Origin of the sequence: Exiguobacterium sp. SH0S1 (genome assembly GCF_004337165.1) — a bacterium.
GTDB classification, from domain to species: Bacteria; Bacillota; Bacilli; order Exiguobacteriales; family Exiguobacteriaceae; genus Exiguobacterium; species Exiguobacterium aurantiacum_A.
The window spans coordinates 25,441-40,016 of the sequence record NZ_SJVC01000006.1 but is presented as its reverse complement, the minus strand read 5'-3'; the positions used below and the strand labels follow the sequence as shown (position 1 = coordinate 40,016).

The window sequence follows — 14,576 nt, the reverse complement described above, 5'->3', positions numbered from 1 at the left end:
CGTATAAATAAATCAACAATTTTGTACCGGTAGTTCAAAATGCTATACTTAGGGTACAAACCAAACAGAACGGAGTAATCAGTATATGAAAGATAAGAAACGAAAAGTCGCCGATGTTGCCATGACGTTGTTCATCGAAAATGGGGTACAACAGACATCGGTTCAAGAAATCATCGAGCGAGCCAATATCTCAAAAGGCACGTTCTACAACTACTTCGCCTCGAAGACGGACTGCGTCGCCAACATCCTTGAAAACTTGCGTTATGACGCCGGCCAGCGTCGTATCGAGATGCAGATGGGACGGGACAAGCGCGATAAAGATGTCTTTATCGAGCAGATTTCGATTCTCATTCAGTTAAATGAGGAACGTAATCTGTACGCCTTGTTCGAGTCGATCATGTCGGCGAACGAGCCTGAATTGAAAAAACTCGTCTTGCAGCATCGCGTCTACGAGATCGAGTGGCTCGCGATGCGACTGACGGAAATCATCGGCGAACCGATTCGTCCGTATTCGATCGAATTGACGATTCTATTCAACGGGATGTTGCAACACGTGCTGTTCACGCTGCGCATCACGAACACGGCTTACTCGATCCAGAAACTTATCCGTAACTTGTACGAGTACGTCGAGCTGATGGCAGCACGGATGGTCGAGACCGGTGAACATATTTTGAACCCGGTTACGGTCGATCAAATGCGGGGGACGACGGATAAAAACTTGGTCACGAAAGAAGAGTTGGTCGAGATGGCAGAGCGGATCCAAAAGCATGTTGTGATGACGGAAGAACAAGGGGATTTATTTGAGGCGATCACGTATGAACTAGATCAAGATCGGCTTCGGAAGATTGTTCTTGAACAGTTGCTTAAACCATTTCAACGTCTATTTAAAGGCGTGACCGGCGAGACCGAGGTACAAAAATTTACGAATCTTGTCTGGTTGTACACACGGACACATTGACGACAAAAACTTTCCTGTTACTGTTATATAGAAGAAAGACGTCATAAAAATAAATCTCAAAATATTCCACGAAAAAGAATTGATTCCTACAAATTCATGCGCTACAATCAAGTTACCGAAAGCGCTTTCGGGAAGAGGAGACTGACATGGGTACGATCTATGATTTAGCAAAGAAAACCGGCTTTTCGATTACGACCGTCTCTAAAGCGTTGAACAACTACAAGGACGTGAGCGACAAGACGAGAGCCAAAATTTTAAAAGCTGCCGCCGAGATGGATTATCTTCCAAACGCACACGCCCAGTCGTTATCGACGAAGAAATCGTGGGCGATCGGAGTCATGTTCTCGGAAGCGAACGAAGTCGGAATGAAACATCCATTTTTTAACGGAATCATTGAAAGTTTTCGTCACGCGACAGAGGAACAAGGCTATGATTTGATGTTTGCCTCAAGGAACCTCCGCCAGCGTGACATGAGTTATCTCGAGCACTTCAAACACCGCGCTGTTGACGGTATCGTCGTCATCTGCTCGGACCGGATGGATGAGCAAGTTCAAGAACTCATGCAAAGCGACATCCCGATCGTCGTCGTCGATATGGACAGCGCGGATTGTAGCGTCGTCTATTCAGACAATATCGCGGGTGCACGTTTAGCCGTGAACCACTTGTACGAACTCGGTCATCGCAAGATCGCACATATCGCCGGTGACAGAACGATTGACGCCGGTGCGGCCCGAATCAAAGGGTACGAGCTCGCCATGCAGGCACTCGATCTTCCAATTGAACCAGGTTATTTGATCAACGCCGGATTCTTTTCAGTCGAAGAAGGTAAACAAGCGATGGAGAAGCTTCTCCAGCTCGAAACCCCTCCGACCGCAGTATTCGTCGCGGGTGACCAGATGGCGATTGGTGCGATTGAAGCCGTCCATGAGCACGGTCTCCGGGTACCGGAAGACATCTCGATCATCGGTTACGATGACATCGACATGATCAAGTACATCACGCCGAAGCTGACGACGATTCGTCAAGATACAGACGAGATCGGCGAAGCAGCGGCCGAGTTGTTGATTGAACAGATGACCGCTAAAGAACGACTCACAGAACGTCGCGTCATTCCGGTCAAATTGATCGAACGCTTGTCATGCGCACCGGTCAAAAAGTAAAGTAGTCCCGATGATATTTCGAAGTCGCTCTCTCCCCTTTAACCGGATAGAGGGAAGAGCGCGATTTCGAAAGTCATTCCCAAAAAATCGAAATCGCTTTCGATATTTTATTTCGACATTTTCGAAAGCGCTTTCGACAAATTATTACCTCTTCTTGCAAGCGCTTTCTAAAAAACATTAAAAGGATGGGTTCACACATGCGTAAAAAATTAGTCAGCTTACTTTCAATCGGAGCACTATCAGTCGGCGTCTTGGGCGCGTGCTCAAACGACGAAGGAACTTCAGGTTCTGAATCAGGTTCTAAAGACGACGTTCTAAAAGTTTGGTCGTTCACAGATGAGCTCAAAGAACCAATCAAAACGTACGAAGAGCGCAACGGCGTCAAAGTCGAATTGACAATCGTTCCAATCGCCGACTATCCGACAAAACTCAAGCCAGCACTTGAAAGTGGCGTTGGGGCACCAGACGTATTCACTGGGGAAATCGCGTTCCTTAAGCAATGGGTTGACGCAGGCTACTGGGAAAACCTTTCGGAAGAGCCGTACAACGTCAATGAAATCGCGGACGACTACATCCCGTACGTCTTTGACCTCGGTAAAGACAAAGAAGGCGATGTGCGTGCCCTCTCATGGCAGACGACTCCAGGTGGTGTCTACTACAAACGTAGCCTAGCCAAAGAAGTGCTCGGCACAGATGACCCGACTGAAATCGGAAACATGATGAGCTCGATGGACGGCGTCTTTGAAGTTGCTGAGAAGATGAAGCAAAAAGGCTATCGTATGTTCCCAGATGAAGGCGCAATCCGTTGGTTCTCACAAGGCGCAAACCCTGAAGCATGGGTAAACGACAAGAACGAACTCGTCTTGACACAAGATAAGATTGACTACATGGACTACGCGAAAGAGCTTCGTGAGAAACAATACACGGCACTCGCTCCAGAATGGTCGCCATCTTGGTTCGAAGGTATGTCTAAACCAATCAAAGTTAAAGAAGGCGGCAAAGAAGTCGAAACACAAGTCTTCTCATACGTCCTTCCAACATGGGGTCTCCACAGCGTCTTGAAAGACAGCGCGAAAGATTCAGCCGGTGACTGGGCAGTCACGAACGGTCCAAGTCCGTACTTCTGGGGCGGCACATGGCTCGGAGTTTACGAAGGATCGAAAAACAAAGAAGCAGCATACGACTTCGTTAAACTCATGACGCAAGACGAAGAGTTCTTGACAGGTTGGGCTGAAGAGACTGGTGACGTTCTTTCTTACAAACCGGTCACAGATAAGATCAAAGACGATTTCAGCGACGAGTTCCTCGGCGGACAGAACAACTACGAGTTCTTCCTCGACCAAGCTGATAAAATCACACCAGGGATCGTAACGAAATACGACCAACAGCTCGACACACTCTACGGCGCGTCTGTCCTCCAATACGTTGAAGGCAAGAAGTCGAAAGACGAAGCAATCGCAGAGTTCAAAAAACAAGCGAAGAACGCTTACCCAGACATTACAGTTGACTGAAGCAAGCTAACCCGTGGGGGGATTTCCCCCCTTAAGGGTTGCTATGGAAGGAGTAACACGACGTGAAAAAACTTGACCGTTACGGCTATGCGTTTATTGCCCCATTTTGGGTCGTCTTTTTGACATTCAGTATCTACCCGGTCTTCTTGACCCTGTACTACAGTTTCACCAACTATACCGGCAGTCCGGGTGAAGAGGTCGTCGGTTTCGCGAACTACGCGCGTTTGTTGACAGACACATACTTCATCGAGGCGTTCGTCAATACGATTAAGATTTGGGGAATAAACTTTGTCTTGCAAATCGGTCTCGCACTGGCTCTCGCGCTCTTGTTCTCAGATCTTCGTTTGAAATTGAAGGGCCTCGCGTTCTTCCGTTCATTCTTCTATCTTCCTAACTTGATCACGATCAGTTCGGTCGCACTCTTGTTTGGAATCTTGCTTGACTGGCAGCACGGATCACTCAACATGATGCTCTTGAAACTCGGCATTATCTCAGACCCAATCAATTGGTTATCGCAACCGGTGACGGCACAACTGTCCGTCTCACTCATTTTGACATGGATGTGGTTCGGTCACTCGTTCATCATCGTCATGGCCGGTGTGTCGGGGATTTCGCAAGACTTCTTCGAAGCTGCCCATATCGATGGCGCGAACCGTTGGCAGATGTTCACGAACGTCACGGTGCCACTGCTTAAACCGATTCTCTTGTATATCATGATCACATCGCTCATCGGTGGCCTTCAATTGTTCGACCTTCCGCTTCTCTTGACAGACGGAGTCGGTGCGCCAGATGGATCACTGAACACGATGGTGCTTTACTTGTACAACCAAGCATTCAAGTATAACAACTACGGCTATGCATCAGCGGTTGCTTACGGCTTGTTCTTGATCACGCTCGTCTTCTCGGCGGTCGTCTTCAAAGGCATGTTCCGTAAAGAGCGCGCTGCGCAGAAGGGAGCATAACCAATGGAACAAAATGCAGAAACACGGCGTATGCTCGCCGACAGCGAAGTACAGCCGCCGCGCGAGGAGAAACCTCTCCGCGTGGAGCCGCCAAAAAACAAGGTCAAAAAGAAACGGTTTAGCCGTGGCTTGATCTATACAGGCTTGGTCATCTTGACGATTATCTGTTTCATCCCGTTCCTCATGATGCTCGTCAACGCGACACGGACGAACGGAGAAATCATGACCGGTTTCTCGCTCATCCCAGGGACATCACTACTCGATAACTATGCGATCTTGAGCGACTACATCAACATCTGGACCGGATTTAAAAACAGTTTGATTGTTGCAGTGCTCGTGACGTTACTCTCGGGTTACTTCTCAGCCATGACTGCGTTCGGATTTTCGTTCTATGAATTCAAAGGGAAAAATGTGATGTTCATCTTCATGCTCGTCATGATGATGGTCCCGGGACAACTCGGACTTATCGGTTTCTACGAGATCAGCAAGACGCTCGGGATTCTCGATTCGTTCATCCCGCTCATCATCCCGTCGATCGCGAGTCCGTTCGTCGTCTTCTTCATCCGCCAGTACACGCAAGCGACGCTGCACGTCAGTATGATCGAAGCAGCGCGGATCGATGGAGCGAGCGAGCTTCGCATCTTCCATACGATCGCGCTTCCGATGATGATGCCAGCTGTTGCGACGATGTCGATCTTCACGTTCATCGGCTCGTGGAACAACTACTTGATGCCGCTCGTGCTCTTGTTCTCACCAGAGAAGTACACGTTGCCGGTACTCATGGGCTTCTTGAAAGGTTCGCAAGTCGCCGAAAACCTCGGCGCCCTTTACCTCGGTATCGCGATTTCAGTCGTGCCGATCATGATCGCCTTCTTGTTCTTGTCGAAATACATCGTCAGCAGTATCTCGGCTGGTGCGGTCAAAGAATAACTAGACAGAAAAGAGGAATTGACTATGCAGTTTAACAAAGACTTTGTCTTCGGAACGGCAACTTCGTCTTATCAAATCGAAGGCGCCCACAACGAAGGCGGGCGTACGCCGTCGATCTGGGACATGTTCTGTGACATCGACGGACGTGTGTTCGAAAAGCATAACGGTGACGTCGCTTGCGACCATTACCATCGTTATGAAGAAGACATTCAGCACATCAAAAAGCTCGGCGTTGACACATATCGCTTCTCGATCGCCTGGCCACGCATCTTCCCGGCCAAAGGTGAGTTCAATCCGGCCGGTATGGAATTCTACAAGACGCTTGCGACGCGTCTCCGTGAAGAAGGCATCAAGCCGGCTGTCACGCTCTACCATTGGGACCTCCCGATGTGGGCCCATGAAGCAGGCGGCTGGGTGAACCGCGACTCGGTCGACTGGTTCCTCGAGTACGCGAAAGTGTGTTTCGATGAGCTCGACGGCATCGTCGACTCATGGATCACGCACAACGAACCATGGTGTGCCGGCTTCCTCGGCTACCATGCCGGTGTTCACGCACCGGGACATCGTGACATGAACGAAGCGGTCCGCGCCGTGCATCACATGTTGCTCTCGCACGGGAAAGCAGTCGAACTGTTGAAGAACGAGTTGAAGTCGACGACGCCGATCGGCATCACGCTCAACTTGGCACCGGTCTACGCGAAGACGGACTCGGCGAACGACAAACTCGCCCAGAGCAACTCGGACGGCTACTCGAATCGCTGGTTCCTCGATCCGGTCTTCAAAGGCCAGTATCCGGTCGACATGATGAACTTGTTCTCGAAATACGTTCACTCGTACGACTTCATCAAACCAGGTGACATGGAGACAATCTCGACAGAGTGCGATTTCTTTGGCATCAACTTCTACAGTCGTGGACTCGTCGAGTTCAGCGCAGCGAACGACTTCATGACAGTCGCCGCTTACTCCGATTACGACAAGACGGGCATGGGCTGGGATATCGCCCCGAACGAATTCAAAGACCTGATCCGTCGCTTACGTAACGAGTACACAGATCTTCCAATCATCATCACAGAGAACGGCGCAGCGTATGACGACGTGCTTGAGAACGGCGAAGTCCATGACGATAATCGCATCGACTACGTCCAAAAGCACCTCGAGGCCGTATCTGACTTGAACGACGAAGGCATGAACATCGCCGGATATTACCTCTGGTCGCTCATGGACAACTTCGAATGGAGCTTCGGTTACGAGAAACGCTTCGGCATTCTCTACATCGACTTCGACACACAAGAGCGCGTCTGGAAAGACAGCGCGAAATGGTACGCAGGCGTCATCGCGGACCATAAAGCCAAACACGCAGATAGCATCGAGGCGTAAGACGAATCCATCCCTGCCGCTACAGGGATGGATTTTTTGTGTGGAACCGATTCAAGCGGGGAACGTATAGAAGAGGACAACGAATGAAAGGGGCGGTTCAGATGAAACGCGAGTATGCGACATACGAAGTGACAGGTTACGACGATAAAGGGAAAATCAAGTTCATTCACTTGAAGGAAGGCGAGTTCGTCTTACCGGTCGAGATTAAAGGCGACGACTTGACGAAAATCAAGAAGATGATGGAGCTCAATCCGGGGGTGACGGTCATCGTGCATGCGGCCGTCGATCAGAAACGGATGCGTCTACAGGAGATTGACGGCTATTCACTGCGAAAGGACGGATAACGATGCCGATTGCGAAATTGATGTCGCGTGACGAGACGATGGATGTGACAATCGAGAGTTACGCGTACGCCTATTCAGACGCCGACAACATGCATGACGCGTCGTGGCATCGGAATTGGGTCGGGCTCCATACGCCTGACCATCGCATCACATTCGACGACATTATGCTCGACAGTTTGCTCGTGGCGCACTACATATCTGTGTTCGAGTCGTTTGTAGCGGGCGACGTGCAGGAAGTCGTGTTCGCGCCGACAGAACCGTTCATCAGCGTGACGTTGACGAGACGGGACGCGGATGGGGATGAAGTGAGCGTACGAGGTATCTTGGAACATCCGCTCGAGGACGAGGCAGAGGAGATTGATTTTGAATTTGAGACGTCCATAACGAATGTGGACAACTTCTTAAAAGGATTACGGGACATCGCAACTGATTTTCCAGTACGGGGGCCAATCAAGTAAAATCCATCTGTCTAGACGACAGATGGATATTTTTATGCGTTCGTTTTTTAATCGTTAAAATAAAATTTAAACGATTAAAAAAGTTTGTAAACAACAAATGGCTCGATTTAGCGGCTAATACGACGAACCCGACGCAAAATCTCGAGTTTCGATACGTTTGGATACTGTTGTTGGATGGTCTCGACACAGTCGGGTACGGTCGCGGTCCGTAACATCTGAACAATTTGATGATCGAGGGAATCGTTCGGTGCAGTTCCCGCTTTGCCCGGTGAATCGTTCCGAAGCCAAAGATGTGCCCCAAGCCAATGCACGAAAACAATCACGCTCATCGTCAGTGGTGACAACGCGACATTCGGGAATAACCAGGTCACGCTATATAAACTACCGGCACTTGTCGCAAGATGACCGACGGCGCGTAGGAACGGCAATGCTCGAGTGTAACGAAGTGACGCGAGGACAGCGCCGAAACCGTCGATGAGGAGTCCGAAGCCAAAAGATATGCTATAAAAGCAACATAATGCGATCAAAAGGGAGAGCGGTGCGGGCAAGCTCCTTTCGAGCAGCCAGATGAGTCCGATATCAAGTAAAAGCAAAGGAAGGACGAGGAGGACAAGAAGTCCTCCGACGATCCCTCCTGACTGTAAGAATGATTTCATGATTGCGACTGATATCGGCCAAGTGCAATGAACGCGCATACGATACAGACCATATGCAACGCAATTCCGATGAGCATGGCGTATGGGACGATGGATTTAAAGCCGAGACCGAATGCGAGTGCGGCGCTCGATAAGATCATGAAGCTCGGCGTATAATTGCGTGTTTCCGCTTGCTTCTTTTTAGAGACTGTAAAGTATCCCGCGACGAGTAAACAGACAGGTACTAACAAGATGGGATAGACAGACTGTAGTGCTAACCCGACTAATCCGGACACGCCAGCGAGAACAGCAAATAGGGCAGGATAGTACACTTCCACTTTTCCACCCCCTTTACTTTTTTCCCTAAATATAACAGCCCTTCTCTGTGATGAGAAGGGCTGTCGTTTTTGTTACAGGTCGATACTTGGTTTAAGTATATAAAGCGGACTTATTAAAGCAAGAAATTATGTTTCTCAATTTACGTATTATGTAGAAAAGAAATTAAGTATTTAATTTATACTCATGAGTTAAAAAGAAGGAGAATAAGGAAAAAAGATGTAGGAAAGTAAGATTACCTCCCTACAACGGAAGTTAGCTAAAAATTTTACAAGCTGCTTTTTTACTACCATATTTTTCGACAAGCGTTTGGAAAACGTATCTGCAGGCAAGAGCAGCTGCGCCTGCTCCAAATGGACCAGCCACTCCGAATCCTATTGTACCGGCCGCTGCTGCACAAGCAACATAGCTAGAGAAAATACAGGCCCATTTGTAAGCTGTATTACTATTACTTTTTGCATTTATTTGATGTGAGACCTTGCCAGTCTCGTTTGCAACTTGCGAAGTGAATTCATGGTGAGAATTATTAAATGAGTCGATAGAATATAGTTCGAATTTCGCATCTTTTGAATCATGACTCACATAATATTGAATACTGTAGTAAGTGATGTGATCTTTTTCAACGTACAAGTTATAATATTTATTTTCTGATGAATTGAATATGTTAATTACACCAGATTTGACACTTTCATCTAACCAATAAGAAGAGATAATGTCATTGGGATCTTGATGAATCAACTCAAAAATTTGTTCATGATTCTTGATGTCATTCAAGTTTAAATGCTGATTTGTAGCCCCAGAATGTTCAGCGGCATTAACTGAAAGTGAAAAAGAACCAAACAAAAGTAATAGAGTACTCATTACAAGTGTAAATTGCTTATAAAACTTTTTCATAAGTTTACGTTACCCCCTTTTAGTGTTAAATTAAGTATATAATAAATATTAAATGGAATAAAGGAGGGATTTAAGTGAAAATGTACCACAAACTCACTTATACACAAAAATTTAAGAGAACATTGTATGCAGGGTTACCTATTCTTATCTTTCTTACTTTGTTCATTTTTTTGACAGTAACTTCGCCTCTTGAAAAAATATTAGTACCGCTTTTATTATTAATTATGTTTTTGGCTCAGTTGCTATATACTTATAAAAAATCTCAATCTGAACACCAAAAATGGGATTAATCAAATTTGTTAAAAGAATATTTACTGCGAATGACTTTCAATAAGAATAGAATATGGGCTTATATTGAGATTTATAACCTATTCTGATTTTGTTTTAATGAACTATAAATTAAGTAGAACACTCCGAAGTGAATACAAAACGCTAATAGCGATAGCCTGGTGTAGAATGAAATTACTAAATTGGTATTCGATTCGTAGATGACCATTGACGAAACGGAGGAGCTTGATTTTGAGTTCGAGACGTTGCAAGGACGCTCAACGTTCATAGACATTTTCCTAAATATAACAGCCCTTCTCATCGTTGAGAAGGGCTGTCGTTTTTTACTTAGGCTGATGCTTGGTCTGATTCTTCTTGTGCTTTCAACTCTTCACCGTACGAGACGCGATCTTGCATGCGGACGAACGGGAGGTAGATGGCTACGGCCATTGCGATCGTGACGATCTGCAAGAGCGCTGCACGCCATCCGCCGATTAAGAAACCAGAGATAATCGGTGGTGTCGTCCACGGCACCTGAAGTGCGTTGAACGGATCGACCCAGCCCCAAAGGATTGAGAAGTACACCATGAACGATGCGATTGCAGGTACGATGACGAACGGTACGAACATGATCGGGTTGAACACGATCGGCATCCCGAAGATGACCGGCTCGTTAATGTTGAACAAACTTGGTGCAAGCGAGAGCTTACCGAGCTGTTTCAAGTGAGCCGAACGGGCGACGATAAGTGTGGCGATGATGAATCCGATCGTGATTCCTGAACCACCGAGCTTCGTGAAGACGTCGAGGAACTGGATTGTAACGATTTTCGCGTTCTCACCGGCAACGAGTGTTTCACCCGCATCGATGAGTGCTTGGTTTTGAAGTGCGTTTGCTGTAAGGAGTGGCCCCATGATACCCATGATGATTGCGGCACCGTGAATTCCACACCACCACATGACTGACATGAGAACCATGATGATGACTGCTCCTGCTAGCGTGTCTGTCAGGTTTTGAAGTGGTGATTGAAGCACGTCATAGACGACTTCTGTGAACGTACGCTCTGCAACCGCTTGGAAGATAGCGAACGTCGCAGCAGCAAGTGCGATGATCGCAAGACCAGGAACGAGTGCCGAGAATGAGTTCGAAACACCAGGTGGGACACCGTCAGGCATTTTAATGCTGATCCCGCGTTTGATGAATTGCGAATAAATGAATCCGACGACTAAACCGACGACGATGGCAGCGAGGACACCTTGTCCACCTGTCCATACTTTCGGGATGACTCCGTTGACTGCTTCTCCTGATTCAGAGAGGACAGATGCTTGTGTGATGATCAAGAACGAGATGATTCCGAGGATACCAGCTGGTACGCCTTCGATTTTTTCGTTTTTGACGTACGAGTAGGCGATTCCGAATACCCCGATCAAAGCTAGGATGTCAAACGTCGCACCGACGACTTGCGTGAGTGGGAGCGTCCAATCGGCTCCGAACAATCCTGACATGAACTCGGCCCAACCTGGAATCGGTAACGCCAAGATCAGTAGGAACAGCGAACCGATGATCGTCATCGGCATTGTCAGGATGAACCCGTCCTTAATTGCAAGGACGGGCTTTGCGTTCGCAAATCGAACGAAACCTGGTGTGAACTTTTCAAATACTCTTTCTAAGCGGCTCATGGGGAACCTCCTTATAGGTTTTCAGCGCGCGTGGCGATGATGTCTTTGTACCAGTGGAACGATTTTTTCTTCTTGCGTGCGAGTCCGTTCGCGTGGTCAACGTAAATGAAGCCATACTGCTTCTTATATCCGTTGAGCCAGCTGAGAAGGTCGATTGCCGACCAAGCATAGTAACCTGCGACGTTGATGCCTTGTTCAACGGCGTGTTTCACAGCGCGCAAGTGGCCTTCGATGTATTCGATACGTGGGTCGTCGAGGATTTCGCCGTCAACGATTGGATCGACGTCGCCGAGACCGTTCTCGGTGATATAGATTTTCACGTTGCCGTAACGCTCCTTCAACATGTGCATGCCGTCAAGGAACGCTTCCGGTGAGATTTCCCATGCCCATTTCGTATATACCTTGTCATCCATCATGACTGTCTTGTAGACGCCGTCGAACGATGGGTTACCTGGACGGCCTGTCGAGTTCTCACGACCACCGGCCATAACGAGCGCCGAGTCATTTTTCATGACGCGTTGCGGGCTGTAGTAGTTGAGACCGATGAAGTCGTTCATCGGAGCTGTACGCTTGAGAAGCTCGAGCTCTTCAGCTGTCATTTCAGGGAGAAGACCTTGCTCTTCAAGTCCTTTCACGACGTATTCTGGATATTCGCCTTTCAAGATCGGGTCATAGAACCAGTGCGTCGCATAAGCGTTCGCGTGCATTTCCGCAAATTTGTTCTCCTCGGCTTCATCGATGCTGAAGGCCGGGTTGAATACGTGCGTGATGCCGATTTCACCTTCGTAACCGTTTTGTTTGAACAACTCGACGGCACGGGCGTGTGCGACGAAAACGTGGTGTGTCGTTTGGAAGTAACCTTTGACATCGCCTTCGATACCTGGTGGGTGTGCCCCAGTCAAGTAGCCGAGCGAGCAGAAGATGACCGCTTCATTGAACGTGATCCAGTGACGGACGCGGTCACCGAACGATTGGAAACAAGTATCGGCGAAACGTACGAACGCGTCAACCGTAGCTGGATTTTTCCAGCCGCCTGTTTCTTCAAGCGCTTGCGGGAGGTCCCAGTGGTAGAGTGTCACGAACGGGACGATGTTGTGCTTCAAGCACTCGTCGATCAAGTTGTTGTAAAACTCAAGTCCTTTTTCGTTTACTTCCCCTGTGCCGTTCGGGAAGATACGCGGCCATGAGATTGAGAAGCGATATGATTCGAGTCCCATTTCGGCCATGAGCGCGATGTCTTCTTTATAACGATGGTAATGGTCGACTGCGACGTCGCCGTTCGTATCTTCAAATGTTTTTCCAGGAATTTTCGAGAAGACGTCCCAGTTTGAGAGTCCTTTCCCGTCCTCGTTCCATGCGCCTTCGACTTGGTAAGAAGCCGAAGCAGCGCCGAACAAGAAATCTTTTGGCATTTTCAAAGTGGTCACCTCAGTTTATTTATTTACAAGCTTAAGTGCGTGGTCTAATACTTTCGTTCCGTTCATCATGCCGTAGTCGACTGTGTTGATGACGTCGATTGGAACGCCTTTTGGCTCACAGATCTGTTTGCCTTTTGAAAGCAAGTACTTCACTTGTGGTCCGAGAAGAGCGACGTCGAGGTCGTTCACGTACGTTTCCATTTCTGATTCTGGGTAGGCTGCAATTTCTGCCTCGAGGCCACGTTCAGCGGCAACCGCTTTCATTTTTTCTACTAACATACTTGTTGACATACCTGCTGCGCAGAAGAGTCCGATTTTCATCATTTTTGATCCATTCCTTTCAATTGGTTGATTTCGTTTTGCATGTTCATCATGTAGCCGAGCATCTCTTTTACGAGGATCGTGTTCATCAAGTGGTCTTGCGCGTGCACCATGAGGACGCCGACTGTCGCCGTTTTCCCTTGTGCTTCGAGCGTGACGAATTTCGTTTGGATAGCGTGTGCTTCTTTCAACGTCGCGTCTCCAGCCTTGACCGCTTCAGCCGCTTCCTCTGGTTTGCCTTCTTGCATGAGGAGCATTGCGTGGTGGTAACTTGCTTTCGCGTCACCTGAGAGGGCGATTAAACCGAAGATGTCTTCGGGTGTAATTTCGATTGTTTCAGAAACCATAATATCTCTCCTTTTTTGTATGGATAACTAAGATTCGTAGGTACAAATTCTATAGTTTGATACTAGCACGACACCGCTTACATGTAAACCCTTTCTTTTTGAATAAAATGTGAACGAAAAAAACGCACGCGAGATCAACTTCTCGAGTGCGTTTAAGACTTGATGTTAGAGACTTTCAGCATCTTAACATGGCGGAAATGATGTGTCGAGCGCGATACGTCGAAGATTTGACCGTTCGTTAAATAAACGGTGTTGTCGACGAGAAGGGCCGGATCGTTCTCGTTCAACCCGAGTAAAACGGCATCATCGGCGTTCAAGAAATCGGCGTAAATGACGCGGTCGGCAAAACCGATGGCGAGCTTTTGGTCGTTACGGAAGTAGTTATAAATCGACTTCTCGGTGATGTTTCGGTCGAGATAGACGACGAGATTTTTGCGGAAGTACGAATCTTCGACCGAGAACGGGTGGTCGTCGACGAGACGCAGCCGCTTGACGTAATAAACAGGCGTCCCGACCGGACACTTCATCCGTTCCGCCACTTCTTCGTTTGCCGTCGTCTCCTCAAAGGCGAGGACGTGTGTCTCGACTTTTCGTCCACTGAAGTCGCTCGTGAGACCTTGGAGTTTTTCGAGGTTCACATAATCGCTGTCGTAATGGTCACGGACGAAGACGCCGCTCCCTTGGACTTGATAGGCGTAGCCTTTGTTGACGAGAATCTCGATCGCTTTCCGGACCGTGTTGCGGCTGACGGCGTATTTCGTCGCATATTCGTCTTCCGTGAGGAGTTTGTTCGTATGCTGATAGACGTGATTGACGATATCCGTCTCAATCTGTTCTGCGACTTGCTTATACTTTGGGGCCATGACTGTTTGCACCTTTCACATCAATTTGTAGGAATGAATACGCTATCATTATAGCAGAAATAATTTGCAACGGTCGTAAATCATTCGCCAATTGTTGAAAAACGTCGAATGATTATTG

At 47.9% G+C, this 14,576-nt stretch carries 16 protein-coding genes; 8 read left to right on the top strand and 8 right to left on the bottom strand.

Translation table 11 applies throughout. The features are described 5' to 3' along the window. Positions 1 to 85: 85 nt before the first annotated feature. The 8 genes from EVJ20_RS12745 to EVJ20_RS12710 all read left to right on the top strand — a co-directional run bounded on the left by EVJ20_RS12745 (position 86) and on the right by EVJ20_RS12710 (position 7,700). Positions 86 to 958, top strand: a complete 873-nt coding sequence (locus tag EVJ20_RS12745) for a TetR/AcrR family transcriptional regulator (protein ID WP_131466250.1) — start codon at positions 86 to 88, stop codon at positions 956 to 958. A 146-nt stretch (positions 959 to 1,104) separates the two neighbouring features. Continuing rightward, positions 1,105 to 2,118 carry a LacI family DNA-binding transcriptional regulator gene (locus tag EVJ20_RS12740; RefSeq protein WP_131505163.1) on the top strand — a complete coding sequence of 338 codons (1,014 nt, stop codon included), beginning with the start codon at positions 1,105 to 1,107 and terminating at the stop codon, positions 2,116 to 2,118. Positions 2,119 to 2,315: 197 nt separating this feature from the next. Further along, positions 2,316 to 3,629 carry an ABC transporter substrate-binding protein gene (locus tag EVJ20_RS12735; RefSeq protein WP_236633539.1) on the top strand — a complete coding sequence of 438 codons (1,314 nt, stop codon included), beginning with the start codon at positions 2,316 to 2,318 and terminating at the stop codon, positions 3,627 to 3,629. Between the two features lie 62 nt (positions 3,630 to 3,691). After that, the gene (locus EVJ20_RS12730; protein ID WP_016510553.1) at positions 3,692 to 4,591 is read left to right on the top strand and encodes a carbohydrate ABC transporter permease; all 900 of its coding nucleotides are present in this window, start codon (positions 3,692 to 3,694) and stop codon (positions 4,589 to 4,591) included. Positions 4,592 to 4,594: 3 nt separating this feature from the next. Further along, entirely contained in the window at positions 4,595 to 5,521 is a 927-nt protein-coding gene (locus EVJ20_RS12725; protein ID WP_201739241.1) for a carbohydrate ABC transporter permease, read from the top strand. A gap of 24 nt (positions 5,522 to 5,545) precedes the next feature. Next, positions 5,546 to 6,898 carry a GH1 family beta-glucosidase gene (locus EVJ20_RS12720; RefSeq protein WP_131466244.1) on the top strand — a complete coding sequence of 451 codons (1,353 nt, stop codon included), beginning with the start codon at positions 5,546 to 5,548 and terminating at the stop codon, positions 6,896 to 6,898. Positions 6,899 to 6,981: 83 nt separating this feature from the next. Beyond that, positions 6,982 to 7,242, top strand: a complete 261-nt coding sequence (locus tag EVJ20_RS12715; RefSeq protein ID WP_071398941.1) for a hypothetical protein — start codon at positions 6,982 to 6,984, stop codon at positions 7,240 to 7,242. A 2-nt stretch (positions 7,243 to 7,244) separates the two neighbouring features. Continuing rightward, complete coding sequence (locus EVJ20_RS12710; RefSeq protein WP_071398940.1) at positions 7,245 to 7,700, top strand: WapI family immunity protein; 456 nt, start codon at positions 7,245 to 7,247, stop codon at positions 7,698 to 7,700. A 107-nt stretch (positions 7,701 to 7,807) separates the two neighbouring features. On the opposite strand, the gene EVJ20_RS12705 is transcribed toward EVJ20_RS12710, so the two are convergent. The 8 genes from EVJ20_RS12705 to EVJ20_RS12670 form a co-directional block, all read right to left on the bottom strand. Then, positions 7,808 to 8,356 carry a hypothetical protein gene (locus EVJ20_RS12705; protein ID WP_071398939.1) on the bottom strand — a complete coding sequence of 183 codons (549 nt, stop codon included), beginning with the start codon at positions 8,354 to 8,356 and terminating at the stop codon, positions 7,808 to 7,810. Then, a complete protein-coding gene (locus tag EVJ20_RS12700) occupies positions 8,353 to 8,673 on the bottom strand; it encodes a hypothetical protein (protein WP_071398938.1) in 321 nt (106 codons plus the stop codon). The genes EVJ20_RS12705 and EVJ20_RS12700 overlap by 4 nt, the downstream gene beginning before the upstream one ends. A gap of 253 nt (positions 8,674 to 8,926) precedes the next feature. Then, a complete protein-coding gene (locus EVJ20_RS12695; protein WP_131466242.1) occupies positions 8,927 to 9,565 on the bottom strand; it encodes a hypothetical protein in 639 nt (212 codons plus the stop codon). Positions 9,566 to 10,180: 615 nt separating this feature from the next. Beyond that, the gene (locus EVJ20_RS12690) at positions 10,181 to 11,509 is read right to left on the bottom strand and encodes a PTS sugar transporter subunit IIC (RefSeq protein WP_131505162.1); all 1,329 of its coding nucleotides are present in this window, start codon (positions 11,507 to 11,509) and stop codon (positions 10,181 to 10,183) included. Positions 11,510 to 11,520: 11 nt separating this feature from the next. After that, a complete protein-coding gene (locus EVJ20_RS12685; RefSeq protein ID WP_131508391.1) occupies positions 11,521 to 12,927 on the bottom strand; it encodes a GH1 family beta-glucosidase in 1,407 nt (468 codons plus the stop codon). Between the two features lie 15 nt (positions 12,928 to 12,942). Further along, a complete protein-coding gene (locus EVJ20_RS12680) occupies positions 12,943 to 13,251 on the bottom strand; it encodes a PTS sugar transporter subunit IIB (protein WP_070329088.1) in 309 nt (102 codons plus the stop codon). Then, entirely contained in the window at positions 13,248 to 13,595 is a 348-nt protein-coding gene (locus tag EVJ20_RS12675) for a PTS lactose/cellobiose transporter subunit IIA (protein ID WP_016510548.1), read from the bottom strand. The genes EVJ20_RS12680 and EVJ20_RS12675 overlap by 4 nt, the downstream gene beginning before the upstream one ends. Positions 13,596 to 13,747: 152 nt before the next feature. Beyond that, positions 13,748 to 14,458, bottom strand: coding sequence for a GntR family transcriptional regulator (locus tag EVJ20_RS12670; RefSeq protein ID WP_070329090.1), 711 nt, complete (start codon positions 14,456 to 14,458; stop codon positions 13,748 to 13,750). Positions 14,459 to 14,576: the final 118 nt, after the last annotated feature.